Source organism: Acinetobacter sp. S4397-1 (genome assembly GCF_024129285.1).
Classification (GTDB): Bacteria; Pseudomonadota; Gammaproteobacteria; order Pseudomonadales; family Moraxellaceae; genus Acinetobacter; species Acinetobacter lwoffii_C.
Window position 1 is genome coordinate 98,692 of sequence record NZ_JAMXXZ010000007.1, and the last position, 25,728, is coordinate 124,419.

Genomic DNA, 25,728 nt, shown 5'->3' on the forward strand with positions numbered 1-25,728 from the left:
TAGGAGTTCGGATATGAACTTTTCAGTTTATTGGCAACATGCTGATGCAGTCAGCAAAACACTGTATTTCGTGTTATTGGCAATGTCGATTGCGACATGGACCATCTTTGTACTGCGTCTGATGGGCACTCGCCAGCTGAAACAGATCGCTTATAACAGGCTGGCTCAGGCTGTGGATCAACTGAAAAGCAAATGTGTTCCTTTGACTTTCGAGCAGCGTAAAGCAGTGGCTGAGCAGGCTTTGCTGCGTCAGATCGCAGTAGAAAAGGCCAATGCTGAAAAAGGTGTATCCGTCCTGGGAACGATTGCTTCCATTTCGCCATTTGTAGGTTTATTTGGTACGGTATGGGGGATTTTCCATGCACTGGTGGCAGTCGGTAAAAGCGGTCAGGCCGGTCTTGCTCAGGTGGCAACTCCAGTCGGTGAAGCATTAATTATGACCGGTCTGGGGCTGGCCGTCGCGATTCCTGCGGTACTGGCCTATAATATTGCAGTGCGTTTTAATCGCGGCTTGGCACACGAGCTTCAGGATCATGCACATAGCCTGTTGATTGATACCATGTTGCAACAGGACTCTGCGGCAAAAAAAGTTGAGACAAAAATGAGCCAGGAAAGTCTGGTTGGAGGTCAAGTTTAATGGCTTTTCAATTGGGTGAGGATAACGATACAGGCATGAATGAGATGAATCTCATTCCCCTGATCGATATTATGCTGGTATTGATGATCATTTTCTTGGTGACAGCGACCGTGGCGAACCCATCAATTCCATTAACTTTACCGCAGACCACGGCTGAAATTATCGATCTTCCGCCTGAAAATATTACGATCAGTATTAATGCAGAGGGTGAAGTGGCCTGGAATGGAAATATTCTGACCTTGGCGCAGCTTGAAACCCGCTTTAACGAAGCCAGCCAGACTGAACGTCAGCCGACCATCGTGCTAAAAGCAGATAAAGAATCACGTTATGATACGGTGGCTCAGGTGATGTCGCGTGCGAGTGGAGCCGGACTCAGCGATATTGCTTTTGCAACCGAAAATTAATGATGAGATAAAAAAGCGGCTGATTTCAGTCGCTTTTTTTAGGGATATTTTCAGAGATTAAGGATTTTTTAATAACGCCATAAAGTGACTACGCAATTTGTTCAGTTTCGGTGGAATAGAAAAATTGCAGTAACCCTGATTCGGATTGCGGGCAAAGAAATTCTGGTGATAGTCCTCTGCCGGGTAGAAGGTTGGAGCTGGACTTAACTCAGTGACGATATTAATCCCTTCATCTTTCAAGGCCTGAATTGTAGTATCTGCTGCGGCTTTCTGTTCATCATTAAAATAATAAATCACGGAGCGATACTGGGTGCCGACATCATTTCCCTGACGGTTCAGGGTGGTCGGGTCATGGGTGGCAAAGAATACGTCCAGTAACTGGCGATAACTTACTTGCTGCTCATCAAAGTTGATCAGAATCACTTCTGCATGCTGCGTATCGCCGCGGCAGATCTGCTCATAGGTTGGATCAGGCAGATGACCACCTGCATAGCCGCTCACCACCTGCTGAACACCCTGAATCTGTAAAAATACCGCTTCAGTACACCAAAAACATCCACCGCCAAAAAGTGCTTGTTGCATGATGAAATCCTCATGGAATGGGGTCGGGTGATTATTGAATCTTGTGCCAACAGTATGAAAGATCAAAAAGCCTGTAGACACAGGCTTTTTGTAGTCGGTTGTTTAACGAGGCTGTGCGGCGGTTTCCAGCTGGATCAGTAAATTGCCATGACGGTCTAATAATTTCAGGGTTTTGCCAAACACCTGATAATGGGTCACTTTGCTAAGAGCTTCATTAAATTTCTGGTCCAGATTGTCATTATTTGTGCAGGCCATGCGCGTTCCTGCCATCTGGCCTAGGCTCAGCGTGTCTTTGCTGGCAGTATAGCTGCCCATAATACGGTTACAGCCGTCTGCACCTGAAACACGTTGCGTAGCAGCATCGAATTGCAGACTTGGGATATTATGTGCGGTTGGTGCAGTCTTGATTTCGGTATTACCAATCTGGGTCACCATCCAGGTCCGGTTTTGTAAAAGCTGTAAATTCTGGGTGGTTTGTGCTGCTGAATTGCCTGGAAGAGTTTCACAGCCCATGATGCTTAAGGTCGATGCCATAATTATTGCTGCGGTTAGTTGTTTTAACATGAAAATTACCTCACTTTTTGAATAGCTAACTGTATATAAACAAAAAAAGAATTTATCTGCCAGTCAATTTTGTATCCTGAAGATTGACTGAATCGGGTATTAATCAAGTTTTGAAGCCGGCAAGCCGAGGCGAATCTGATCTGAATATTCTTTGCTCGATATCTGTTTTGGCTGTTGAATACGCGGATTAATATGCGCCTGTTGATACCAGGTCTGCATATCCCAAGCTTGATCTAGTGCTTTTAGATCATAAAGATAATTGGGCAAGTAGCCTGAAACCAGAAGACGATAATCTGAAGGCAGGGCCTGCTGGGAAACGGCCTGCACCATATCAAAAACCAGCGTCGTGCAGTTACTGGTCAGGGTATTATACCATTTAGGTTCTTCAGCTAGCGCATCGGCCTGACGCAGATACTCTTTGAACAGGGCCTTGGCTTGTGCTTTGGGCATATTGACCGGAAAGAAATAGACCTGTTCGTTTCGGATATGGCTGCGTGTATAGACAATATCTTTTTCATCCGAAGCCACCAGACTCAGCTCGTATTTTCGGAAAAAGCCGCCAATCGCAGAAAACTCTTCATGTTTTTCTTTACGGATTTCAATTGAAAAAGTCAGCGGTTTTTGGTTGGCAAAATCAAAGCTGACCAGCGTGTGAGCGATTTCAGGACCCATCCAGTAGGAGGTGATGATATTCACCCCAGTAATCTGGTGCAGGTCGAAGCTGCGGCTTTCCCAGCGTTCGACATATTTTCCGTCCGGCTGCCAGTCGAAATTTCGGATATTGTGTAAAGTGACTTGATCACCTTGCTGTTCAGAGGATAATAGCCGCGAAACTTCTGGGTTCCAATCACGATCCTGACGTGCTTCAATACTGAAATATGCAAACAGGCTGATCAGAAACACCAGCAGGTACAAGATTGTATCGACCTGGCGTGAAATCAGATGCCGAGTGAAATAAATGCCGAGTACGACGAGGGAAAATACCACCCAGCAGCCGATCAGGAGCATAGTGCCTATTTTGCCCAAAGGCTGCTGTATCCAGAGCATCAGGCTTAACCAAAGGCTGGAAAGCATCACGAATAGAGTAAACAGGCCACCCAGTAGCCAAAGACTCCAGTGCTTTGCCGAGGGCGTGCGTCCTTGCATATCTAACCTTTTACTTAAATAGGCTTTATTTTTGATAGGTGGCAAATTCAAAAGCAATCCCGCTTTTGTCATCTATGTGTTGTGCAGATGCTACTTTTTTGAAGTCTGCCGGAATTTCCGGATAGTAGGCATCACCTTGTACATCCAGTTCGATATGGGTCAGTTCCAGGCGGTCGGTCATCTGCATGGTCTGTTTGAAAATTTCACCACCCCCAATAATGAAAACCGTATCCGGCTTTGCTGAGGCTTTGACATCGGCAACCGCCTGACGCAGTGCATCTTCAATACTATGCGCAACTTTGGTGCCCGCAAAAGACCATTCGGGATCACGGGTAATCACCCAGTTTACCCGTTTAGGCAAGGCACGTCCCATAGATTCAAGGGTTTTACGGCCCATGACAACTACGCCGCCTTGAGTAATTTCTTTAAAATGCTTCAGATCAGCTGAAATATGCCATGGCAGATCATTGCCCTTGCCAATACAGCGCTGCTGATCCATAGCTACCACGTGTACCACTTCTAAATCTTGAAATGCCATAACAGCCCCTAAAGGTTGAATCCCGATGTCTCCCTCTGCCCAAAACAGCTGCAGATGACACGTGCTGTTTGGTCAGAAGAAATAATCAAGAGGGATGATTCAATAATAAATTAAACGGCAACCGGCGCTTTAATCGCTGGATGAGATTCATAACCGACAATTTCAATATCTTCAAATTTAAACTGGAAAATATCTTTAACTTCAGGATTCAGCTTTAACTGACATAAGCCCAAAGGCTCGCGGCTTAATTGCAGTTGAGCCTGTTCAAAATGGTTGGTATAGAGATGGGTATCACCGCCAGTCCAGACAAAATCGCCAACGCCCAGATCACAGACCTGCGCAATCATATGGGTCAGCAGGGCATAGCTGGCAATATTAAATGGCACACCCAAAAACACATCGGCACTGCGCTGGTAGAGCTGACAAGACAGCTTGCCATTGTGGACAAAAAACTGGAACAGGGTATGACAGGGCGGTAAAGCCACCTGATTGGCTTCCTTCGGATTCCAGCCCGAAACGATCAGACGGCGTGAATTCGGATTGGTTTTGATTTCATTAATCAGCCATTTGATCTGGTCAAAACCGTCCTGGTGATAGCTGCCATCCTGGTTTTGGCTGGCACCAAAATTACGCCATTGATGCCCATAGACCGGACCCAATTCGCCTGCAGGGCGGCCAAAACGCGCAGTCTGTTCAGCAGTTGCCCATTCATCCCAAATCGAGACTTTATTGTCTTTTAAATATTGAACATTGGTATCGCCTTTCAGGAACCAGAGCAGTTCCATGACGATGGAACGGAAATGAACTTTTTTGGTGGTCAGCAGAGGGAAACCTTGGGAAAGATCAAAACGCATCTGATGACCAAATACCGAGCGTGTGCCTGTACCGGTACGGTCGCCTTTATCGCCACCCTGGTCGAGAATGTGTTGTAAAAGGTCAAGATATGGGCGCATAATTCTCTCTGTTTAAAGCTATTGAAAATTGCCATGTTAAAAATAAAAAAAAGATCAGCTCGAGATTAATTTACTGTCAGAATGGCAATTTAAATTGCACTCATCATAGCATTTTTTAACGGCCTTTCATCGTTCCACTCACAATAAAAAATGCCGCTTGAGTGTCAGCTTAAAGCAAAATGCTGGCCGCAGATGAATGGTTCAAAGGTGTGCTATGGATCAGGCTTAGCCACCGATCAGGCCAGGAATGGGCCGAGTTTAAGTTTTAGTTTCGACCACTTTTATTTGACGTGCTCATGATGTACCAGTGATTCAGGTTTTTTTATGGGGGCTTTATTGCCTGAGTTTTAAACATGCAGAACCAGTAAACTTTTGTGCTTATTGAATTGTATATTTCATTCAATTTTTTAAAGGTGAGCCGATTTTCATCAGTATGTTGTACTTTCAGTTTAATTGCCCTAAAGGCAATATAGATAGAGCGAATCTGGGAGCAATATACTCTGGTTTTTCAATGCTAAAAGTAGAAAATGTGAGACGTATAGATCAGTGCATGATTAAAAAGTTGAGTAAAAATGAAAATTTAAAAGTAGGGGTTAAGGTTTAAAAGAGCTAAATAAAATTTCACTATTTCCATGAAAAGTGCAGAAAAAAGAATCTCAAAAGAAAGAATGCTTTAGTTATACTTTAACAACAATAGAAAAATTTAATTACATTTTATTCGTGAAGAATAACATTTAACCGTCTAGTATTCTCCGTTTGTTAAGAAATGAAAGCCAACATCTACGGCGAGGAGGAGTAGGTAAAAACATGGTTTATGATCAGCCCGTGAATGTGAGTGCAGTACATGCTCCTGTTCAAGCGAATATCATGTTGCGTTCTCAAGCAAGACAAAATCCGAAAAAAACCTCATCCACTTCTGCAACTAAGGCAGTCGGTTCGAGTAATGGTCACCGTATTAATATTGAAAAATTCACCAGTTATTTACAGGGGATTACACGCCGGACCAGTACCCAAAAGTGTGCACGTAGTATCCGTGTGGGATTGCAATCTTCCGGGGCAAAAATTGTCAATCATCCGGTGGCTGCAGCGGACTGGGGAAGTACCTTGAAACAACTGGGGTATAAGAAAATCAATCAGTCTTTTGACCGTCCTAAAAAAGGCGATATTTATATTATTGACCGCACTGCCAAGCATCGTTATGGGCATATTGCTGCTTATTCAGGAAGTGCCTGGGTATCGGATTTTAAGCAAAACAGTCATGCAATCTATCGCACCAAGAACCTGACTTATAGTTATTATCGTCTGGCCCCAGACCTTTAACTTAAACACTATCAGCGTCTTAATTGTTACAGCGTCTGGCCCGATTGACATGGATGGACGCCAGAAAAAGTCCAATTGCTGCAAAGCCCAGACATTGTAAAGCCAGCGCAAATTTTCCCCAGCCCTGTGCATGTTGCGGCAGATAACCCCATAGGGTGACCATCGCGACAATTGGGATGACCCGGCTGAGCGCAGCAAAGCCATTGGCATAAGGATGGCCGGCAGGAATCTTGAAACGCAGCTGGCGCAGTCCATAGCTTAGTAGGCCAATTCCTACACTGAAGCTGATCCATATCGGGCCGAGCTGAGCCACGGTGGAAGCGCTATATATCAGAAGACAAACAATGATGACCACCACCAGTTTCATCTGACGGGTACAGCGTTTGGAATACCAGTGCTCAAGCATGAGGTGGCTCTGGGTCTTGCCGGTTCTGATTCAAGAGTGACAGGGGCGAAAACAGACAGATGCTCAAAGTCATAAAGCCAATCCCCTGAGCACCCGGAAGTAAAATTTCACCCTGCTGCATGTGCATAAAAACCAGACTGATCACTAAAGCCAAAGGAATCCAGGTCAAGACGCGATAGAGCAGGCCAGTCGGCTTTTTAGAGGCAAAGTGTATTTTGCAGTAACGGCAAATCAAAAAAATAATGCCTGTGCCGACAAACATTAAAATGGCATCCAGTGGCAGCGGTTGCATCCAGTACAGTAGCGCTGTTACGACTGCAATGACTATAAAAAACAGCAGTTTTTGCAGAAAAGATAGCTGCGGATTAAACCAGAACTCAAGCATACGAATGGAGGAATGGAAAGACAAAAAGTACTTTAGCATATTTTTTTCAATAAAAAAGCGAGGCCGCTGCCTCGCAATGTTGTGGGTCTAATTAACAGTTTTTCTGAGGACCCCAGTCATAAATTTTCTTCTGGTAGGCATACCACATCATCCAGAGGCCAATCAGAATCATTGGCAGGCTCAGGAATTGTCCCTTGCTCATCCAGCCAATAAACAGCTGGCCATTGTCCGGTTCACGGAAAAACTCGACGATGAAGCGCGCCAGGCCATAACCGATCAGGAACAGTGCTGATACTGCCATGCGTGGGCGTGGCTTCGCGCTGAACCACCACAACACAACAAAGAGAATCAGCCCTTCACACAGGGCTTGGTAGAGCTGTGAAGGATGACGTACCAGCTGCAAGGGGTCTGTCGGGAAAATCATGCCCCAGGCAAAGTTTGGATCTGTAACTTGACGGCCATACAGTTCACTGCCTATAAAGTTACCAATCCGGCCGAACATCAGACCTGTCGGTACGCAAGGTGCGATAAAATCCAGGGTCTGGAACCAGGTCATGTTATATTTCTTGCACCACCAGAGCATGGCTAAAATCACACCGAGGAAGCCGCCATGGAAACTCATGCCACCGGTCCAGATCTGGAACAGCCAGAGAGGGTTGTCCAGAAACTGGGAAAAGCCATAGAAAAATACATAACCGACCCGGCCCCCAATAATGACCCCCAGCGCCCCAAAGAAAATCAGGTCAGACACCATATCCGAGGTCCAGCCACGCTGTTTGGCACGGTAGGTTGCCAGTCCCCAGGCAAATAAAAAGGCCAGTAGATACATCAGTCCATACCAGTGGACTTGCAAGGGCCCGAGCGAAATTGCCACGGGATCAATATTTGGATAGGTCAGCATTCCTGTTCCTTGTGATTCTGTTTTGCACAGATTTTAGCTGAAAGATAAGAAAAATGTTGTACATTCAATGTGTAAAGATCGAGAGCAGCAATTATGTGTATAGTGGCCTTAGCCTGGCAGGTACTGGAAGATACCCCGGTCTGCCTGATTTCAAATCGTGATGAATTCTATCAGCGTCCAACGCATGCTTTATATGAATGGGAACATAGTCCGATTATTGCCGGGCAGGACTTACAGTCTGGTGGGACCTGGATGGGCATTACCGCTTCAGGAAGATGGGCAGTGATTACCAATTTTCGTGATGGACGGGACCAGAATCATTATCCCACCTCACGCGGGCATATTATTCAGAAATTTCTGGAATCAGAGCTGCCGCCAATCCGCTTTGCCCGGGAACTGGAAAAGCATCAATGTGATTATGCCGGTTTTAACCTGTTTATGGGCGATCAGCATCAAGCGGTGTATATGAGCAATCGGGGTGAAGCACCACAAGTGCTGGCGCATGGGGTGTATGTTGTCTCAAATGGACTGATAACAGAAGACTGGCAAAAAACCCGGCATTTGCGTAAGCGCTTTACCCAGGAATTTCTGCCGATGTTGCAACAGGACCGTATTCCGGAAGCAGAGCTGTATGATGCAGCTTGGGATATTCTGGAAGATGAGCGCCAGGTGATTCCAGATCTGTTACCTCAAACCGGGATCTCGGTTGAAATGGAACAGCTGCTGTCTTCGATTTTTATTCAAAGCCCGACTTACGGCACCCGTTGTTCGAACTTCCTCAGAGTGAAAAGGGGGCAGTGGCAATGGCTGGAAAAATCCCAGCAAGGTGACATGGCAGGACAAGTGGTAGAGAAAATCATCACACTGCAATAAAAAATGCCGACGTTTGTCGGCATTTTTGAGAGCTCTGGATTAAGCCTGAGCTGTTTCCAGTGCTTCCCCTGCGATTGCACCACCATCTTTACGGGTAATCACCACAGTGGCAGAGCGAGGTACTTTACCTAAGCGGCTATAACGCTCACTTTGGTTAGCAGGCCATGCGCCGCCCGGGTGCTGCACGTTAACAAAGATTGCTTTGTAGTCCGGGGTAATGGTAACACCGGTAATTTCACAACCTGACGGGCCAACAAGGAAACGACGTACGCGATCATTGCTTAACTGCGCACCGACAAAAGTTTCTTGTCCTTCCTCTTTGGTGGTTGCAGCAAAGGCTTTATGGCCATCGCCCACGGAACCAGGAAGTGCAGCAAGCATCATACAGTTGGTTTCGTCGGTATATTGGCCATCATCAGTTTGAATCCATAAGATACCGCGTGGATCGAACCACATGCCATCCGGGCTAGAAAAGTCATTGAGATTATCCAGACCAGACAGGTTGATGTTTGAAGCGGCACGTGCTTCAGCGCCAAACAGGAAGATGTCCCAAGTAAACGTAGTGGCAGTAACAGTGTCATCAGTTTCACGGAAACGGATGATATGACCATTCATATTGCCTGAATTACTGGCAGTTGAACCTTTGAAATCGACATAACTACGCGGGTTTGCAGCATCCGTTGGGTAGGCACGACCACGGTTACTGTTATTGGTCAGGGTAACATAGACTTCGCCATTTTCAGGGTTCACCGCCACCCATTCCGGACGGTCCATTTTGGTTGCACCCACATGGTCGGCGGCCAGGCGAGCATGGACCACAATATCTGCTGCATCTTTGAAAGAATAAGTAGTATTGGACTGATCTAAACCATTTTTACCATAACTTAGCTCAACCCACTGGCCTGTACCATCTTCTTTAAATTGTGCAACGTACAGGGTTCCTTTATCCATATACTTGTCACCTGCGGCATAGCCACCATTGACATCTTTAGGATCCCAAACGGCTTCAGAGACAAACTTATAGATATATTCGCCCGTAGCATCATCACCCATATAGAATGCAAGTGGCTGGCCCACAATCGGATTACTAGAGCGGCAATCTTCATGAGCAAAACGGCCGAGTGCAGTACGCTTAACCGGGCGAGTGTTTGCACTGAAAGGGTCAATTTCAACAATAAAGCCACAGGTATTTATAGCATTACGGTAGTCACTTAAAGCATTGCCATTCGGATCAGCCGTAATGTTCCAGCGGTCATACAGATCACGATCGCCTGTGAGTTCCGCATCTGTCTTATCCCAAAGGTATTGACTTTCTGCAGACTTGCCACGGCCATAACGTGCTAAAGCAACTTGTTCATTATCTGGGCGTACATCACCCTCATCACGAGAGAAGTAACCACTCCAGTTTTCTTCGGCAGTCAAATAAGTGCCCCAAGGTGTATATCCATTACCACAGTTGGCAAAAGTACCACGGGTTAAGGTACCCGTTGGTGAAAAGCGGGTTTTGACCAGGTCTGAGCCACGTGCCGGTCCACGCAGCTCCATTTCTGTTGCAGCGGTAATACGGCGGTTAAATGGGGAGTTCAAATTAATTTTTACGTTTTGCGTGTTTGGATCTTTCTGAATTTCAATGACTGAAACACCGTGAGCATTTACTTCACGAATAATCTGGTCTTCAGGACGTTTACCATCTTCTGTCGTAATCACACCTACTGGTGTATGTAACTGAGATTGTTGTAGATACTCATGATTTAAAACCAGTAAACCTTGCTTTGATTCTTTTAATGAGTAATTTTTCTTGGTTGGGTCCATGCCAAAGAATGACATCCCGTCGTGGTTATCACCTGCGCGGAATTGGTAAGATGGACCTGAAGGTAATTCAGAATCTGTTTTTTCAGGATAGCTGCTATTGATCGGATCGCCAACAGCATACAGAACATTAAGCTCGTAGCCTTCAGGCACACTAAAAAAGTTCTGGGTATTTTTTTTAACCGCTTCAAAAGACAGCTTGTTTGGACGTTGCGCCAGGTCGCTCCATACATGCTTATCATTTTCTTTATCTGGGTTAGGCGGAGTCGGTCCAGAAGAGGTATCATCGTTGTCATCAGAGCAACCGCTTACAGACGCTGCAAATGCCAAAGCCATGGCGCCGCTGCCTGTTTTGGCAATAAAGCTGCGACGGTTGATATATTGATTCAGAATCGTTTGGAAATGGGTATTATTTGAGGTATTGCTATCTTCGGTAAGGTCCTGACAAGGTATCATTTCTTTATTTTGCATTTGAAAGTCCTGTTAAAATCAAGTGTTCAGTTGTGTTGAAGTTGTTCCATACCATAAGCCTGCTATATGACAGTACGCTTAAGGAAATATTGCAATAAAGTGAAATAAGTTATTGGAATTAAAAATAAAAAAGAGACGGTTGTAGCCGCCTCTTTTTATTCTCGATTGATTCTTTAGGTCTCGATATCTTTTAAACGTCTTTTCTCAATCAGCTTCCCGGTCAACAGCCCAGTCTCAAATAACAGCCACATGGGAATGGCCAGCATAATCATCGACAGCGCATCAGGTGGCGTCACAAACATGGCCACAAAAAAGCATCCGACGATAATGAATTTGCGTTTTTCAACTAACTGTTCGGTACTCACCACTCCAATTAAAATTAACACCAGGGTAATAATCGGGATTTCAAAAGTCAGGCCAAAAACCAAAAACAGTTTTAAACAGAAATTGAGGTAACTGTTAATATCCGTCATGGGAGCAACAGTTTCAGGGGCTACACTGATAAAAAAGTGCAGAATCGAAGGTAAGGCCACAAAATAAGCAAAACTGATTCCGAGATAAAACAGAATAATACTGCCCAAAAGTAGCGGCAGTGCCAGACTTTTTTCTTTTGCATACAGAGCTGGCTTAATAAAGGACCACAGCTGATACAGAATAAAAGGCATGGTGATCATCAATGCCAGAAAAAAGTTAAGCTTAAAGGGTGCCATAAATGTCGCTGTCACATCTGTTGCAATCATGGTCGATGTGGCAGGAAGCTGTGCACGTAGAGGCTCAGACAAAAGCTGATAGGTAGAATTGGCAAATGGCAATAAACAGAAAAACAGGCCGATCAGCACCGCCACAATTTTAAACAGGTATTTGCGCAGAATGACCAGATGCTGGGTAATGGGCATCTCTTCAAGCAGCGGCTGTTCAGGAATGGCTTCGGAATGGGCAGTAGGCAAGGAACTCATACGGCTACCTTCATATCCAGATATTGTTGGGGGTGGTCTACAGTGGTTTTAGGTTGACTGCGAGAGGGCAAGTACACCGCAGGAATAGTGGTTTTTAAAGGTTCATAACTTAAAGATTTATAGCTGAGAGTTGATTGATCTCGCGTCATGCTGTGCTGCACCTGATCGGTTTCAAGCGGTTTTTGCAAATTCTGCATTTGTGCCTGCATCTTTGCTTCAAGCTCCTGAATACGTTTCATCTCTGCCTGCATTTGTTCACGCAGTTCCGATAAACGCAATTCACGATCCAGGTCATTTTGAATATTGCTGACGGTACGTTTAACTTTGCCATACCATTTGCCGACAAAACGTACAGCTTCAGGTAGCTTGTCCGGCCCCAGCACCAAAAGTGCAATGATCCCGAAGATAAACAGCTCGGTCATTCCAATATTGAGCATGGCAGTCTCTTAGCTTTTGACTGAACTTTCAGGTGTTTTTACTTGTGCATCAATCGTGCGTGGCTGTTGCAGCTGCGCTTGTTCAGCTTCTTCATCTTTCACTGACTTTTTAAAATCCTTGATTGCACCACCTACATCTTTGCCCAGGTTTTTTAACTTTGATGTACCGAACAATAAAATCACCACAATTGCAAAAATCAGTACATGCCAAATTGATAATCCAGCCATCATTTTATCCTCTTTATATTATGGCTCTATCTCAACAGGCTTTTATGACACAGAGGTGACGGTTATATTTCTTTTTGAAGACAAGAGAAGAAGCAAGACTGAATATGATAGGATTTTTTACATTGATACAAATGAGTCCTGTCGGGTATGGCGCTGCTTCTGCCTCTGATCTCTTTTTTAACCGGATATTGGGGCGTTCAATATTTAAAATCCCTTCGCCCCTTCATGGCAGCAATGCTGGCCCGGGTGCTGATTCCACTCGTTATCATTTATAACATGGTGTTTTATCAGCAAGGCAGCCTGTGGCTGCTTGGCTTTAGCGTATTCAGTTCCATTCTGCTATTCAGCCTGTTTTATGCTTTAAGTAAAGATAAACTCCGTGCCCTGTGTTTTAGCTATTTAAATGGGGTATGGCTGGGTTTTCCTTTTGCTCTGGCCGTTTTTGGACCTAAGGCCAGTAGTACGATTGTGGCGCTGTATATTGGTGGCTCACTGTTTGGCAATGTTGCGGCTGTTCTGGCCGTCAGCTCCACACGGCAGACTCCCAAATTTATTCTTAAAAATGTTCTGATCTCTCCACCTGTTATTGCTTTGAGTATTGCCGCAGTCCTGCCGTTTTGGGACTTGAGGGCTTATGAAATGCATCCGGTCGTGCAATGGGGGTATCAGGCCAATAAAGTACTGGTGACTTTTAGCGGAATGTGCATTTTAGGCATGTGGCTGAGTCAAGTGCGGATTCATTTACGAGATCTGCAACGTAGCCTGCTGCTTATCAGTGGCCGCTTTATACTTGCGCTGGGGCTGACAGCAGCCGCTTATTTCACTTTGCCGATTCCACCTCAACTTCTTATTTATGCCGTCATGCTGATGTATTTTTTATTACCGCCTGCGGCCAATATTGTGGCGCTAGAAACGCATTATCAGGGTACAGGCCATTCAGCCAAATATATTGCGTCAGGAACAATTGCCAGTGCCATACTTATCGCGCTTTATGGCATGATCTTGCATATCTGGGTCCCGGGTTTATAAATATTCGATCAATACCGGGACATGGTTTGAATAAGAAAGGGCTTATTTATCGCTTTCTAACGCCCTCCTCAAAAGGAAGAAGGGCTTTGTTGTGCTCGCTTATTTCTCTAGACTGGCTTTAAACAGCTGCATGGCCTGACCACGATGACTGATTTTATTTTTCTCCTCTTTACTCATTTCTGCGCTGGATAACTGCAATTCAGGCAGCCAGAACAGGGGATCATAACCAAAACCATTTTCGCCACGAGGAACTTCCAGAATTTCACCTTTCCAGATGCCCTGAAAAATTTGTGGTAGTGGATCTTCGGCATGCTGGACCAGCGCCAATACACAAACAAACATACCGTCAATGACTTCATTTTCTTTACGCAGCGGCTTGAGTTTGCTTAACAGCTTTTCATTATTAGCTGCATCATTGCCATGTTCGCCTGCATAACGTGCCGAGTAAATTCCCGGTGCACCGCCTAATACAGGCACACAAATACCGGAATCATCGGCAATCGCAGGTTTGCCTGAAATCTTTGCTGCGTGACGGGCCTTAATAATGGCATTTTCTACAAAGCTTAACCCATCTTCGACCGCATCTTCGATATTCAGCTGACCTTGCGGAACGACGTCGACAGGCAGTTGTAACTCTGCAAACAGTTTTTCAAATTCAGCAATTTTACCTTTGTTATTACTTGCAAGTACCAAGGTTCCCTGAGATAACCAAGCCTGAGCTGACATATATTCGCCACTTATGAGTTGAAAATACGGAACAGGTGATTTTAACCGAATTCAATCTAAAGTCGGTAATTTTACCTGAATTTATACCGCCTCATCTTTTGAGGCGGTGAGCTGCTTCACCAGATGCTTTAAATTGCTGCTCCAGCAAGCCGGTTGATCTGCAATCAGGTAGGTGTTCATGATGGCAAAAGGCTCATGAATTTCCAAAACGTCTACTGCATTTCTAAAATGTGACTGCTCAACATAGGAGCGCGGTAAAATTGCCATTCCCATATTCATGCTGACACAGCTCATAATACCGTCCAGGCTACCCATTTCGATAATATGACAAACGGCGAGCTGTCGACTCTGTAAAAATAAATCGATGACACGACGGTAACTGCATCCTTGGCGGAATGCGAGAAATTTCTGTTGTTGTAGCGTTGCGGCAGTCAAGGGCTGCATGGTGTTTTTTGAAGTTATTACCACCAGCTGTTCTGTAAACAGATGCAGATTATACAAACCATGCACTGGCTCAGGACTGGCAATAAAGGCACAGTCCAGCTGAGCATTCTGTACGGCTTCAATCAGTGTGCGGCTGGGGGCGGTCTGCAAGCTGAAGGATAGGGCAGGGAAGCTTGCAGAAAATCTGTTTAAGATCTGCGGCAGATGGACAGCAGCAGTGGTTTCCATACTGCCAATCTGGATCGGATGCGAAAGATAGGGCTTTTCCTCAATAAAAATACTTTTCACTTCATCATGCAGGGACAGAATTTTTCTGGCATAAGTGAGCAGCTGTTCGCCAGCTCGGGTCGTTCTGACTGGTGTTTTACGGGTCAGTAGTTCAGTGTTTAGCTCGGACTCAAGCTTTTTAATGTGGCTGGTGATATTGGATTGAACCGTAAACAGTTTGTTGGCAGCCAGAGAAAAGCTTCCCAGCTCAACAACCGTCAGAAAAATTTCCAGGGATTTTAACTGCATACTTTTATCTCAAAATATCTCAAAAACAGATAATAGCTATCTCTAAGAATCATTTTACATGATGATGGTTTTTCATTCTAATGCATGAGTGATTTAAGTTCATGCAGTGTTAAAATTATGGCGGCTTTTTTTAAACAAGGTTTGCTTTATCTGACGATAGGGCTGACAGTGCTGTTTTTTCAACAGCTGGATGCTCAGTTTCAGCAAAAAACTGGCTACAAAAATCTCTTTGAGGACGTGCCTGAGCATTTTGGGCAATAGTTCAGGCCATAAAAAAGCACCCGAAGGTGCTCTTTTGCAAATCCAGCTTATTGTGCCTGAATCCATTTGTCTGCACGGTCACGTGCCTGACGGATTTGATCTTGAGTCAGGTTGGCTGCCAGAGCCGTTTTCTTGCCTTCAGAAAGACTGATGACCTTATTGTCGAGCATGCCGTCACGGGTAGAAAGCTCATACCACTGATAGGCACCCATATAATTTTTCTTTTTCTCTTCCATCATGGCAAGGTTAAAGCTGGCACGGTTATCGCCACGGCTAGCTGCCTTTTCAAAATACTGGCGGGCAAGCGTTTCATCTTTTTTAGTACCGATGCCATCTGCTAGCATACGGCCTACATTTAGCTGGGCTACGGCTAAGCCTTGATCCGCAGCAGCTTTATACCAGCTAAAAGCCTGACGCTCATCTTTTTGAATGTCTTTGCCATACTGATATTTAGTCGCCAGATAGAACTGTGCTCCTGGTTGACCGGCTTTGGCAGCTTTAATCAGGCTATTAATGTCCATAACTGAATATTGGGCGGCTTGGCTTGCCACCGATGGGCTTGGCGCAACATAATCTGCATGGGCATTTAAGCTAAAAAGTCCCGCCAGTAGCGTCGTAGTGATTAATAATTTTTTCATAGAGCGCTCACTCGATAAATTGCGACTTCACCAAACAGATTAGGAAGGTGCTTGCTGAGCAAGCTGTCCTGTTGATTCCCATTTACAGCGAGTCGATTAATAATATTAATATTATTTTCCGCACAAAGAGCTTCAAAGTCACGGAAGGTGCATAGGTGAATGTTCGGCGTGTCATACCACATATAAGGTAAAGCCTCCGAAACCGGCATTTTCCCTTTTAAAGCCAGAAAAGAACGGGTTCTCCAGTGGGCAAAGTTCGGGAAAGTAATAATCGCCTGTTTACCTACGCGCACCATATCACGCAGTAATACGTCTGGTGCATCTACGGCCTGTAAGGCCTGTGCCATTACAACATAGTCAAAAGACTGATCGGCAAAACGGCTTAAACCGAGATTTAAGTCCTGCTGGATGATATTTAACCCGCGACTGATTGCAATTGCAATCTTTTCCTGATCAATTTCTAATCCATACGCACGAATATTGTGTTTTTTGCTCATGTGCGCGAGCAATTCACCATCGCCACAGCCGAGATCCAGAACACGTGAGCCTGGCTTGATCCAGCGTTCAGCAAGTTGTTGGTCAATACGCATTACACAGCCTCCTGCGGGGTTGTTTTCAGGTGTTCTTCACCACCCAGGAATGCACGCAGGGATTTAACGTACAGCGGAATTGGAAATAAGAAGGAGTCATGACCCTGTTCAGCATTAATATCTAAATAGCTGACCGGTTTATGATTGGTAATTAAAGCATCCACGATTTCTTGTGAACGCTCAGGCGCAAAACGCCAGTCCGTAGAGAAAGACACCACCAGAAATTGACACTGGGTATGTGCCATCGCCTTGACCAGAGACTGTTCATATTCACGTGAAGGATCAAAGTAATCCAGCGCTTTGGTCATAATCAGATAAGTATTGGCATCAAAGTTGCGGCTGAACTGTTCACCTTGATAACGCAAATAACTTTCTACCTGGAACTCGACATCAAAACCATACATAAATTTGCCTGATTTTAAATCACGGCCAAACTTCTGTTTCATGGCTTCTTCGGACAGATAGGTGATATGACCCACCATCCGTGCCAGAATCAACCCGCGTTTTGGATAGCTGTCATGTTCCAGATAACGGCCATTGTGAAAATCCGGATCAGATAGAATCGACTGGCGCGCTACTTCATTAAACGCAATATTTTGTGCCGAAAGCTTTGGAGCACTGGCAATAATGACACATTTCTTTAAACGGTCTGGATAATCCACCGACCATTGCAGGGCCTGCATGCCACCGAGCGATCCTCCAATGATCGCATACCAGACCTGAATACCAAGACGGTCAGACAGTATGGCTTGAGTTTTGACCCAGTCCCGTACCGTTACCAGTGGAAAGTCTGGACCGTACGGGCGATTGTCATTTTCTGGATTAGGAGAGATAGGACCGGTCGAACCACTACAGCCGCCAATATTGTTGAGCGCCACCACAAAAAACTTGTTGGTATCGATGGCTTTGCCTGGACCAATACAGGCATCCCACCATCCGGGTTTCCTGTCATCTTCATGATGATAGCCCGCTGCATGATGATGGCCTGACAAGGCATGACAAATCAGAATGGCATTGGACTTATCGGCATTTAGTTCGCCGTAAGTTTCAACCATCAGTTCAAAACGTGGGAGGATGCGACCGCATTCAAGCTCTAACGGCTCTTCAAATTGGAACTTTTGTGGGACTACAATGCCCACTGAGTCTGCTGGAAAAGACACGGGAATGATTCGCCTTAAAACTTTAATATGAATAATAAAAGGATACCATTTGCAGGTATCCTTCAAAAGTCATTTTAATGCTATGAATGATAGTTAATTCTTATACTGTAGCTTAGACCGCTGCAGCAATCACCTGATCAGTGCTTAATACTCCCTGTTCAATCAGGCGGTTGGTACAGGCAATAATGGCTTCAATTGAAGAGGTCACAATATTGTCGTGGACTCCCGCACCGAATGCAGACTTGCCTGTACCTTTGACTTGAAGCTCAATCAAGGCCAAAGCTTTGGCATGCGCACCTGAACTGATGCTGCGCTCTTCATAGCTTACAACATCAATTGGCAGTTGCAGCGCATCCAAGATCGCAGAAATCGGACCATTGCCTTGGCCACGTACATGACGAGACTGACCTTCAATCTCAAGATCAAGTTCAATCACCTGACTGCCATTTTCATCAGACAAACGATAGTTCTTGGCTGAATAATGGGCATCTTTAGCAGCCACATAGGTTTCTTTAAACAATTTCCAGATTTCAGTAGCAGAAATCTCTGTACCGTCTTCATCGGTTTTTTGCTGGACGATTTGCGAGAATTCAATCTGTAAACGGCGTGGCAAGGTCACGTTGTAGTTAGATTCTAACAAATAGGCAATCCCGCCTTTCCCTGATTGTGAGTTAACCCGGATCACTGCATCGTAGTCACGGCCCAAGTCTTTCGGGTCGATTGGCAAATATGGCATATCCCAGATTTCTTCGTTTTTCTGGAACTCAAAACCTTTTTTGATCGCATCCTGATGCGAACCGGAAAAAGCAGTAAAGACCAAATCACCAGCATAAGGATGGCGTGGGTGTACAGGCAAACCGGTACATTCTTCAACGGTGGCAATAATTTCGTTAATGTTGGAGAAATCCAAGTTCGGTGCAACACCTTGGGTATACATGTTCAAAGCAATCGCAGCCACATCGACGTTACCGGTACGTTCGCCATTTCCAAAGACACAGCCTTCCACACGATCAGCACCGGCCATAATGGCCAATTCAGAAGCTGCAATACCGCAACCACGGTCATTGTGGCAGTGCACAGAAATGATCACGCCGTCACGACGCTGGATATTGCGATGCATCCATTCTACCTGGTCGGCATAGACGTTAGGACCTGAAACTTCAACTGTTGCCGGCAAGTTCAAGATCACTTTATTGGTCGGAGAAGCTTCCCAGATTTCAGTCACTGCATCACAAACATCTTTAGCCACTTCCAATTCAGTTGCTGTAAAACATTCAGGGCTGTACTGAAAAACAAACTCGGTTTCAGGCTGTTTGGCGGCGTATTCTTTAACTTTTGTTGCAGCATTAATGGCAAGCTGCTTGGCCCCAGCAATATCAACATTTAAGACTTTTTGACGGAAGGTCGGCGAGTTCGAGTTATAGATATGCACAATCGCACGTTTTGCACCTTGCAAAGATTCAAAAGTACGCTGAATCAAATGATCACGTGCCTGTACCAACACCTCAATGTAGACATCGTCCGGAATATGATTTTCTTCAATTAATTTGCGGGTAAAATCGAAATCAATTTGCGATGCAGATGGGAAGCCAATTTCAATATGTTTGAAACCGATTTTTACCAGCATCTGGAACATTTTGAACTTCTGCTCGATGTTCATTGGCTCAAAGATCGCCTGGTTACCATCACGCAGGTCGGTACTCATCCAGATTGGGGCCTTGGTGATTTCATTATTCGGCCATTGACGGTCTGGAAGATCGACACGTTGATACATGCGACGATATTTTTTACTTGGATCTGCCAACATCATGAAAGAGCTCCTTTGTAGTCTGGCGTACCGTGCTCTTGGATGAAGCGGTCGCGGGAACTACGGCATAGATTTTGTCTATAATCGTGCTCATGCAGAAGATCAACGTCAGGAAAAAAGCCCAGAATATTTTTGGAATATCGTCATCTGGATTTGCGGGACTGCTGCATGATTACCCTATACTCCAGAGTTTAATCCAGTTAGGGCGAAAATTTTTTGCTTTTTTTATAGATTTTAGTTGTATCTTAATAAATATTTTCTTGTAAACCATTCAAGGTGAAAAAATATTTTATTATCGGCTTTTATTGTTGTGGGTTTTTCTTTGATTCTATCAGTCTGGCTAATATTTTACTGAATCAGTTTGAAAAATAAAAGACTAGGGTGCTTTATAGCTTGCTGGACTCGCCTCAGGTGGGCCTAAAGCTCAGCCCATTTGCGTATCAGGTTATGATACAGATTGGTGAGTTTCATCACTTCAGCATGCTGATCACCCAACTCGATTCTTAAATTCTGAATTGTCTGATCCAGATTAAACAGCATATGGCGCTCTGCATCATCCCGAATCATGCTTTGTACCCAAAAGAATGAAGCAACCCGGCAGCCAGAAGTGACCGGCGTCACTTCATGCAAGCTGGTCGACGGATACAGAATCATATCGCCAGCGGGAAGTTTGACTTCATGATAGCCATAGGTGTCTTCGACCACCAGTTCACCACCTTGATATTCTTCCGGCTCACTTAAAAAAACCGTACAGGATAAATCGGTTCTAAGCCGCTCGTTGCTGCCACGAATACGGCGGATCGAATTATCCACATGGAAACCGAAAGCTTCATTATTTTCATAGCGGTTAAACAGAGGAGGAATAATATCCAGCGGGATCGCAGCGGATAGAAATAAAGGATGCTGGCCCAAGGCTTCCAGAATAATCGTACTTAAGTGCTGAGTCAGGGGATGATCTTCAGGCAATTGCTGATTCTGTTTGACGCTAGCAGACAGTGTGCCAGCAGTCACTTTGCCATTGACCCATTCAACTTGAGCCATTTCTTTGCGGAAATATTGTACCTGCTCTTTGCTCAATACATTTGGAATATGATGCAGCACGAAAAATACCTGAATAATTTTGTTTGAGTGAGCATAGCCCCAATGCTAGAGCTATGCGAGTCCGATTTAATTAGTATTTGAAGTTCAGAGAAAGCACGGCACTACGGCCTTCTGCTTCGGTTGCATAGTGAGAGGCATAAGCTTTAGTGAAATAACGCTCGTCGGTCAGGTTGTTGACATTCAATTGTAAGTCAACATTCTGGTTCACGTGATAACGTGCCATGGCATCGTAACGCACATAGCCTGGAACCCACTTGGTATTGGCGGCATTCCCATAGACTTTATCCATCGCAACTGCGCCAGCACCCAAGCTTAGCTGGGGTAATATTTGGTAGGTGGTCCACAAGGTGGCTGAATTTTTTGCCACGTTTTGAACTTGATTTCCCTCATTGGTTGCGGTGCCATCATCGACAATTTCACTGTCTAAATAGGTGTAGCCTGCCGAAACAGCCCATTTGTCAGTGATGTTGCCATTTAAGCCAAGCTCAATACCATCTACCCGGGTTTCACCAATGTTGCGTGTGGTGCCATCTTCTACTGGGGCGCGAGTATTGGTTTTTTCGGTACGGAAAATGGCTGCAGTCAAATTAAGCTTGTCATTCAAGACATCCCATTTACTCCCTAACTCCATGGTGCGGACTTCTTCTGGGTTTAAGTTTTGAATTGCTGATGTAATGCCTTCAGAACCATCACCACCATCGACACCCACCGGGTTGGTAGAAGTTGCATAACTGGCATAAATTGAACCATTTTCTACAGGCTTAAACGTTAAACCAGCCTGATAGTTGATAAAGTCTTTATCATTTTTCAGTTTAACTATGGTTCCTTCCGGATTATTGGCATTAAAACGACCTGCAAGCATGGTTTGCTTAGTCGCGTAGTCATCCCAGCGTAGACCCAAATCTAGCAGCCATTGTGGATTCAATTCAATACTGTCCAGGAAGTACACAGAAGTCGACTTGGTTTGCGTATTGTATCGGTCTGCACCATCTGTACTTATTGAGCCGGTCCAAGGACCGCGATCAGGATTTTGAACTGAAGTACACCAGCCTGAACTAAGATCGTCAGGCGTACACGCATTATGTACGCTACCTGTCGTATTTAGACCGTCAATAATATATTGCGTACGCTCGGTTTCCTGATCTGAATATTCGGCACCCAAGTTAAAACTATGTTTAAACATGCCAGTATTAAATTTACCGATTAAAGCCAATTGATCGGTAAAAGTCTCAGTATTGGCGACACGTGAGTTTACACGTGCCCAAACGTCGCCAGTTAATGCGCCTGTTGTGTCATAAATATTACCTTTAGAATCATCTGGATTTGTCCATAGATAATCATTTTTTGACTTATTAAAAACAGTCGTATTGGAAATGGTCAGATTATCCGTTAGATCGTGTTCTAATTTAAGCGTGCCAATCTGATTTTCCTGTTTCTGGAAGTCACGATCTTTCCAACCGTAGTATTGACCTTGTTGAACATCAATAGGCTTACCATTGCCATTTAATCCTGCATTTGCACTCGTTGCAGCAAATGGATTGTTATAAGGAACCCCTGAATCAGGTGTATCATCAGACTTTAAGTAGTAATAACTTAAAGTAGCACGGGTAGGGGTGTCCAGACCAAATACAATACTTGGCGCAATACCTGCACGTTTATATTCAGCACCGTCTTTTTGACCGGCTTTTTCATTCTGATGTCCCATCACGGCAACACGTGCCGCAATACCATTACCAAAGTCTTTATTACCATCTAAAGTAATACGTTGATAATTATCTGTACCGCCAGCAACTGAGCCTTCTAGGAAATCACCTGGTTTGGCCGTTTTAGAAATCATGTTAATGCTACCGCCAGTGGTGCCTGCACCGCCCATGGCAGAAGCAGAACCTTTGGTCACTTCAACTTGTTCTACCGCAAACATTTCACGGTTTTGAGAAGTCGCATTACGCACGCCGTCTACATACATCGAACTTTCAGAGTTATAACCTCGGATAAACGGACGGTCACCATTCGGATTGCCCCCTTCACCTGCACCCAAGGTAATCCCCGGAACTGTACGCAAGGCATCGCTTAAGGTAGTGACTTGTGTATCTTCGATTAACTGTTTTGAAATGACCGAAACTGACTTAGGGGTATCGAGTAAAGGCGCAACAAATTTGCTATTGGCAGATTGATCTACTTTAAGGCTGGGCGCTTGTTCAGCTTTCACTTCCTGGTGAATCGTCTCAAGCTTGATGATATTTTCATCCGCCATTGCCTGCGCGGCTACAATTGACAAAGAAGAGGCAATCGCGGAGGAAACGATCTTTTTGCGTGTTTTTATGTAAGTCATGGTAAAAGAATTTATCTTGATTTGGGTTTGAAGATGATAGTAATTATTATTATCATTTCTATCTTTGTAAGATTGGTATTAACGATAATAAAAAACAGACCAATAGAAAAGTAAATGAAATAAATAAACAACTTGTTGTTAAGTATATGTATTTTATAAAAATTGAAAAATCTGATAGTTTCTTTTAATTTAATTGATAATAATACTTATTTAGATCTGCGTTGGTTTTAAGAAAAATTTTGAAAATTATAAAAAAACCCTACATTAAGCAGGGTTTTTTTTGTAAGAAATATCAGAAATCGTATGAAACAGATAACCAGTAGTTACGACCGGCTAAATATGTGCCATCTAATCCTGATAGATATTTATAACTTTGAGTGGTTTGGGTAGCAGTTCCATCAAAATATTCTACATTCTTGTGTTCAGTAAAGTCTTTATCTAACAAGTTATTTACTGACATATTCAAGCGTAACTGATCATTTACTGTATAACTGGTACCTAAATTAAATAAATTGTAGCCAGCAAGTTTATTTCCAGACGCCTTATAAATTGCTAAATCTTCAGCATCTGTAGGTACAGAAGTTGAGCGAATACGACTTGATTTATATTCATGTTGTAACCAAAGATCAAAATCAGGATTAATATGCCAGGTTGAAGTTAAGTTAAATGCATTACGAGGATTGTTGTTGTAATAATTACCTTCAGTTTCAGGTTTATTACTATCAGTAATCTTGCTCTTTGTATAAGTATAAGCCGCTTTAAGATCCCATTCAGGAATGATGCTGTATTGTAGTGTGCTTTCTACACCATAGACTTCAGCTTCATTAGCATTAATATTCGTTGAACACGTTTTGCCTGTTGTACAAAGAGGATGATCCTGAGCGCCTACATTTACAATTGCATTTTCAACTTCATTATAGAAACCAGTCGCTGTGAATGTAATTTGATCATTTGGCTGGAAGTTAAAACCTAGCTCATAGTTGGTCGATTCTTCTGGTTTTAAATCTGGGTTACCAAAAGTCCAATTTCTTCCTTGTCCACGAAGATCAATTAAATTATTTTCAAGAGCTTTTGCTGAAGGGACTTTATAACCAGTGCTGACACCACCTTTAATGGTAAGAATGTCATTCGCATTCCAAACTAAATAAGCACGTGGACTGAAGTGCCCGCCAAAACCTGAGTGATCTTCATAGCGGCCACCTAAAGTAAAACCGAGGCTGTCAAGAATACGCCATTCATCCTCAGCATAAAAAGCCCACGATTTGCTGTCAAATTCATTTTTACCCGTAATATGTTGGGCAATATTATCTTCGATGGTTTGTTCTTTGTATTGTGTACCGACGGTAAGTTTGTGATTGCCTAAACTTGAAATGATATGGCTATCTGCAATGAGATCTGTGTTGTTTAAATCTCGAGGACTGCCGATTAGTGGAGATTGATCGAGAATTTCTTGTTTTGAAAAAGCACCAGTAGGTAAGGATCGTCCTTTTGTTTCGGTTTCAGAATGACTGATATAGGTTTTCCATTGGCCAAAGTCGTAATCGCCATCATGACCCACTGCAAACTGAGTACGATTGAACTCTAATTCATCTTTGTAGCCTGGCGCTTCATTTGGTTTTTTTACCCAATCCAGGTCACCTAAACGGCTATCCTCATTATTATAAGTTTGGCTAGAGTGGAAGGCGTCAAACCAAAGCGAATTTCGGTCATTCATGACAAATGATAATTTAGCACCTACATCATAATTGTCGGCTTCATTTGGACGAGGATCACGGCCTGTTGCACCAGCTACAATTCGTTCAGATTTTTGACGATCTAAATATGAACCACGAAGTTGCAATCCCAGTTTTTCATTAATTAGAGGGCCATTGAGTAAAAAACTGGTTTTCCAAGAATCCGCTTCGGCTTTGCTTTCCATCACATTGCCACTGACAGTGACATTACCATTCCATTCATCACTAACTTTTTTAGTAATAATGTTAATGACACCACCCATGGCATCTGAACCATATAGGGTAGACATTGGACCACGGATGACTTCAATACGTTCAATCGCTGAAAGTGGTGGCATAAATCCTGTTGATGTTTCGCCAAAACCATTTGGAGTGACATCAGTCGATGTAGTTTGACGACGGCCATCAATTAAGATAAGTGTGTCATCAGCTCCCATTCCACGCATGCTGACATTTAGGCCGCCGGTTTTACCCACACCATTACGAACATCGATACCAGGAACATCTGCTAATAAATCAGCAATACTGGTCGCATTTTTCTTTTCAATATCTTCTTTTGTCACTACACTAATGGATGCTGGTGCATTCTTAAGCTCTTGTTCAAAACCAGATGCTGAAACCACAATTGTTGACAGCTGATGTGTAGTTGTTGGAGCAGCTTCCTGAGTAGTCTGTGCAACAATCGAAGTTGCGGTGACTCCCAGAATGGCTCCAACAAGAGGACGAAGAGTAAAAGTATGCATAACCAAAATTCCAGTTTGAGAGAGTGTAGAGTTTTGTA

At 44.1% G+C, this 25,728-nt stretch carries 25 protein-coding genes and 1 pseudogene; 5 read left to right on the forward strand and 21 right to left on the reverse strand.

Annotated features, from left to right (window positions below):
* The first annotated feature begins 13 nt into the window (after positions 1–13).
* Together NI467_RS06030 and NI467_RS06035 are read left to right on the forward strand one after the other, a co-directional pair.
* The gene (locus NI467_RS06030; RefSeq protein WP_151203337.1) at positions 14–637 is read left to right on the forward strand and encodes a MotA/TolQ/ExbB proton channel family protein; all 624 of its coding nucleotides are present in this window, start codon (positions 14–16) and stop codon (positions 635–637) included.
* Positions 637–1,041, forward strand: a complete 405-nt coding sequence (locus tag NI467_RS06035) for a biopolymer transporter ExbD (protein ID WP_253151696.1) — start codon at positions 637–639, stop codon at positions 1,039–1,041. The genes NI467_RS06030 and NI467_RS06035 overlap by 1 nt, the downstream gene beginning before the upstream one ends.
* A 57-nt stretch (positions 1,042–1,098) precedes the next feature.
* Here the strand turns inward: NI467_RS06035 and msrA are convergent, their stop codons facing one another.
* From msrA to thyA, 5 genes are all read right to left on the reverse strand, one after another.
* The gene (gene msrA, locus NI467_RS06040; protein WP_253151698.1) at positions 1,099–1,623 is read right to left on the reverse strand and encodes a peptide-methionine (S)-S-oxide reductase MsrA; all 525 of its coding nucleotides are present in this window, start codon (positions 1,621–1,623) and stop codon (positions 1,099–1,101) included.
* A gap of 102 nt (positions 1,624–1,725) precedes the next feature.
* Positions 1,726–2,187, reverse strand: coding sequence for an META domain-containing protein (locus NI467_RS06045; RefSeq protein ID WP_174659250.1), 462 nt, complete (start codon positions 2,185–2,187; stop codon positions 1,726–1,728).
* Positions 2,188–2,286: 99 nt separating this feature from the next.
* On the reverse strand, positions 2,287–3,333 hold the full coding sequence (locus tag NI467_RS06050) for a DUF4105 domain-containing protein (protein ID WP_253151700.1): 1,047 nt from the start codon (positions 3,331–3,333) through the stop codon (positions 2,287–2,289).
* Between the two features lie 25 nt (positions 3,334–3,358).
* Positions 3,359–3,871 (reverse strand): dihydrofolate reductase, encoded by a 513-nt coding sequence (locus NI467_RS06055; RefSeq protein ID WP_253151702.1) that lies wholly within the window; start codon positions 3,869–3,871, stop codon positions 3,359–3,361.
* 110 nt (positions 3,872–3,981) lie between these two features.
* Positions 3,982–4,824, reverse strand: a complete 843-nt coding sequence (gene thyA, locus NI467_RS06060) for a thymidylate synthase (protein WP_253151713.1) — start codon at positions 4,822–4,824, stop codon at positions 3,982–3,984.
* 807 nt (positions 4,825–5,631) lie between these two features.
* Between thyA and NI467_RS06065 the strand changes: the two genes are divergently transcribed.
* Positions 5,632–6,144, forward strand: coding sequence for a CHAP domain-containing protein (locus NI467_RS06065; RefSeq protein WP_253151715.1), 513 nt, complete (start codon positions 5,632–5,634; stop codon positions 6,142–6,144).
* A gap of 19 nt (positions 6,145–6,163) precedes the next feature.
* On the opposite strand, the gene NI467_RS06070 is transcribed toward NI467_RS06065, so the two are convergent.
* From NI467_RS06070 to lgt, 3 genes are all read right to left on the reverse strand, one after another.
* Positions 6,164–6,550, reverse strand: a complete 387-nt coding sequence (locus NI467_RS06070) for a hypothetical protein (RefSeq protein ID WP_253151717.1) — start codon at positions 6,548–6,550, stop codon at positions 6,164–6,166.
* A complete protein-coding gene (locus NI467_RS06075) occupies positions 6,543–6,935 on the reverse strand; it encodes a hypothetical protein (RefSeq protein WP_253151770.1) in 393 nt (130 codons plus the stop codon). The genes NI467_RS06070 and NI467_RS06075 overlap by 8 nt, the downstream gene beginning before the upstream one ends.
* 91 nt (positions 6,936–7,026) lie before the next feature.
* On the reverse strand, positions 7,027–7,836 hold the full coding sequence (gene lgt, locus NI467_RS06080; protein ID WP_253151719.1) for a prolipoprotein diacylglyceryl transferase: 810 nt from the start codon (positions 7,834–7,836) through the stop codon (positions 7,027–7,029).
* Between the two features lie 93 nt (positions 7,837–7,929).
* Here lgt and NI467_RS06085 point away from each other — a divergent pair, with 93 nt between their 5' ends.
* A complete protein-coding gene (locus NI467_RS06085; RefSeq protein WP_253151721.1) occupies positions 7,930–8,709 on the forward strand; it encodes an NRDE family protein in 780 nt (259 codons plus the stop codon).
* Positions 8,710–8,748: 39 nt separating this feature from the next.
* Here the strand turns inward: NI467_RS06085 and NI467_RS06090 are convergent, their stop codons facing one another.
* From NI467_RS06090 to tatA, 4 genes and pseudogenes are all read right to left on the reverse strand, one after another.
* Complete coding sequence (locus tag NI467_RS06090; RefSeq protein WP_253151723.1) at positions 8,749–10,989, reverse strand: PhoX family phosphatase; 2,241 nt, start codon at positions 10,987–10,989, stop codon at positions 8,749–8,751.
* 173 nt (positions 10,990–11,162) lie between these two features.
* Positions 11,163–11,945, reverse strand: a complete 783-nt coding sequence (tatC, locus tag NI467_RS06095) for a twin-arginine translocase subunit TatC (protein WP_151203349.1) — start codon at positions 11,943–11,945, stop codon at positions 11,163–11,165.
* Between the two features lie 184 nt (positions 11,946–12,129).
* Positions 12,130–12,382 (reverse strand): annotated as a pseudogene (gene tatB, locus NI467_RS14895) (Sec-independent protein translocase protein TatB); the annotation flags it as partial.
* A gap of 9 nt (positions 12,383–12,391) precedes the next feature.
* The gene (gene tatA, locus NI467_RS06105; RefSeq protein WP_151203351.1) at positions 12,392–12,610 is read right to left on the reverse strand and encodes a Sec-independent protein translocase subunit TatA; all 219 of its coding nucleotides are present in this window, start codon (positions 12,608–12,610) and stop codon (positions 12,392–12,394) included.
* A gap of 147 nt (positions 12,611–12,757) precedes the next feature.
* On the opposite strand from tatA, the gene NI467_RS06110 reads away from it, so the two are divergent.
* Positions 12,758–13,639 carry a permease gene (locus tag NI467_RS06110; protein WP_253151727.1) on the forward strand — a complete coding sequence of 294 codons (882 nt, stop codon included), beginning with the start codon at positions 12,758–12,760 and terminating at the stop codon, positions 13,637–13,639.
* Between the two features lie 99 nt (positions 13,640–13,738).
* Here the strand turns inward: NI467_RS06110 and rdgB are convergent, their stop codons facing one another.
* The 9 genes from rdgB to NI467_RS06155 all read right to left on the reverse strand — a co-directional run bounded on the left by rdgB (position 13,739) and on the right by NI467_RS06155 (position 25,690).
* A complete protein-coding gene (rdgB, locus tag NI467_RS06115) occupies positions 13,739–14,365 on the reverse strand; it encodes an RdgB/HAM1 family non-canonical purine NTP pyrophosphatase (protein WP_253151729.1) in 627 nt (208 codons plus the stop codon).
* An 81-nt stretch (positions 14,366–14,446) separates the two neighbouring features.
* Positions 14,447–15,325: a LysR family transcriptional regulator gene (locus NI467_RS06120; RefSeq protein ID WP_253151731.1), complete on the reverse strand. Its 879-nt coding sequence runs from the start codon at positions 15,323–15,325 to the stop codon at positions 14,447–14,449.
* A gap of 308 nt (positions 15,326–15,633) precedes the next feature.
* Positions 15,634–16,224 (reverse strand): tetratricopeptide repeat protein, encoded by a 591-nt coding sequence (locus NI467_RS06125; protein WP_151203355.1) that lies wholly within the window; start codon positions 16,222–16,224, stop codon positions 15,634–15,636.
* A complete protein-coding gene (gene metW, locus NI467_RS06130; protein WP_151203356.1) occupies positions 16,221–16,814 on the reverse strand; it encodes a methionine biosynthesis protein MetW in 594 nt (197 codons plus the stop codon). Before metW ends, NI467_RS06125 begins: the two co-directional genes overlap by 4 nt.
* A complete protein-coding gene (locus tag NI467_RS06135; protein ID WP_151203357.1) occupies positions 16,814–17,974 on the reverse strand; it encodes a homoserine O-acetyltransferase in 1,161 nt (386 codons plus the stop codon). The genes metW and NI467_RS06135 overlap by 1 nt, the downstream gene beginning before the upstream one ends.
* Before the next feature lie 112 nt (positions 17,975–18,086).
* Entirely contained in the window at positions 18,087–19,784 is a 1,698-nt protein-coding gene (leuA, locus tag NI467_RS06140) for a 2-isopropylmalate synthase (protein WP_253151734.1), read from the reverse strand.
* A 414-nt stretch (positions 19,785–20,198) separates the two neighbouring features.
* On the reverse strand, positions 20,199–20,882 hold the full coding sequence (locus NI467_RS06145; RefSeq protein WP_253151745.1) for a Fe2+-dependent dioxygenase: 684 nt from the start codon (positions 20,880–20,882) through the stop codon (positions 20,199–20,201).
* Between the two features lie 70 nt (positions 20,883–20,952).
* The gene (locus tag NI467_RS06150) at positions 20,953–23,214 is read right to left on the reverse strand and encodes a TonB-dependent siderophore receptor (protein WP_253151747.1); all 2,262 of its coding nucleotides are present in this window, start codon (positions 23,212–23,214) and stop codon (positions 20,953–20,955) included.
* Positions 23,215–23,506: 292 nt separating this feature from the next.
* Positions 23,507–25,690, reverse strand: a complete 2,184-nt coding sequence (locus NI467_RS06155; protein WP_253151749.1) for a TonB-dependent receptor domain-containing protein — start codon at positions 25,688–25,690, stop codon at positions 23,507–23,509.
* Positions 25,691–25,728 lie beyond the last annotated feature (38 nt).

What these genes read in the sequence shown, in the direction of transcription:
- NI467_RS06030 (WP_151203337.1), top strand. Translation starts at nt 14, where the DNA reads ATGAACTTTTCAGTTTATTGGCAACATGCTGATGCAGTCAGCAAAACA.
- NI467_RS06035 (WP_253151696.1), top strand. Translation starts at nt 637, where the DNA reads ATGGCTTTTCAATTGGGTGAGGATAACGATACAGGCATGAATGAGATG.
- msrA (WP_253151698.1), bottom strand. Translation starts at nt 1,623, where the DNA reads ATGCAACAAGCACTTTTTGGCGGTGGATGTTTTTGGTGTACTGAAGCG.
- NI467_RS06045 (WP_174659250.1), bottom strand. Translation starts at nt 2,187, where the DNA reads ATGTTAAAACAACTAACCGCAGCAATAATTATGGCATCGACCTTAAGC.
- NI467_RS06050 (WP_253151700.1), bottom strand. Translation starts at nt 3,333, where the DNA reads ATGCAAGGACGCACGCCCTCGGCAAAGCACTGGAGTCTTTGGCTACTG.
- NI467_RS06055 (WP_253151702.1), bottom strand. Translation starts at nt 3,871, where the DNA reads ATGGCATTTCAAGATTTAGAAGTGGTACACGTGGTAGCTATGGATCAG.
- thyA (WP_253151713.1), bottom strand. Translation starts at nt 4,824, where the DNA reads ATGCGCCCATATCTTGACCTTTTACAACACATTCTCGACCAGGGTGGC.
- NI467_RS06065 (WP_253151715.1), top strand. Translation starts at nt 5,632, where the DNA reads ATGGTTTATGATCAGCCCGTGAATGTGAGTGCAGTACATGCTCCTGTT.
- NI467_RS06070 (WP_253151717.1), bottom strand. Translation starts at nt 6,550, where the DNA reads ATGCTTGAGCACTGGTATTCCAAACGCTGTACCCGTCAGATGAAACTG.
- NI467_RS06075 (WP_253151770.1), bottom strand. Translation starts at nt 6,935, where the DNA reads ATGCTTGAGTTCTGGTTTAATCCGCAGCTATCTTTTCTGCAAAAACTG.
- lgt (WP_253151719.1), bottom strand. Translation starts at nt 7,836, where the DNA reads ATGCTGACCTATCCAAATATTGATCCCGTGGCAATTTCGCTCGGGCCC.
- NI467_RS06085 (WP_253151721.1), top strand. Translation starts at nt 7,930, where the DNA reads ATGTGTATAGTGGCCTTAGCCTGGCAGGTACTGGAAGATACCCCGGTC.
- NI467_RS06090 (WP_253151723.1), bottom strand. Translation starts at nt 10,989, where the DNA reads ATGCAAAATAAAGAAATGATACCTTGTCAGGACCTTACCGAAGATAGC.
- tatC (WP_151203349.1), bottom strand. Translation starts at nt 11,945, where the DNA reads ATGAGTTCCTTGCCTACTGCCCATTCCGAAGCCATTCCTGAACAGCCG.
- tatA (WP_151203351.1), bottom strand. Translation starts at nt 12,610, where the DNA reads ATGGCTGGATTATCAATTTGGCATGTACTGATTTTTGCAATTGTGGTG.
- NI467_RS06110 (WP_253151727.1), top strand. Translation starts at nt 12,758, where the DNA reads ATGGCGCTGCTTCTGCCTCTGATCTCTTTTTTAACCGGATATTGGGGC.
- rdgB (WP_253151729.1), bottom strand. Translation starts at nt 14,365, where the DNA reads ATGTCAGCTCAGGCTTGGTTATCTCAGGGAACCTTGGTACTTGCAAGT.
- NI467_RS06120 (WP_253151731.1), bottom strand. Translation starts at nt 15,325, where the DNA reads ATGCAGTTAAAATCCCTGGAAATTTTTCTGACGGTTGTTGAGCTGGGA.
- NI467_RS06125 (WP_151203355.1), bottom strand. Translation starts at nt 16,224, where the DNA reads ATGAAAAAATTATTAATCACTACGACGCTACTGGCGGGACTTTTTAGC.
- metW (WP_151203356.1), bottom strand. Translation starts at nt 16,814, where the DNA reads ATGCGTATTGACCAACAACTTGCTGAACGCTGGATCAAGCCAGGCTCA.
- leuA (WP_253151734.1), bottom strand. Translation starts at nt 19,784, where the DNA reads ATGATGTTGGCAGATCCAAGTAAAAAATATCGTCGCATGTATCAACGT.
- NI467_RS06150 (WP_253151747.1), bottom strand. Translation starts at nt 23,214, where the DNA reads ATGACTTACATAAAAACACGCAAAAAGATCGTTTCCTCCGCGATTGCC.
- NI467_RS06155 (WP_253151749.1), bottom strand. Translation starts at nt 25,690, where the DNA reads ATGCATACTTTTACTCTTCGTCCTCTTGTTGGAGCCATTCTGGGAGTC.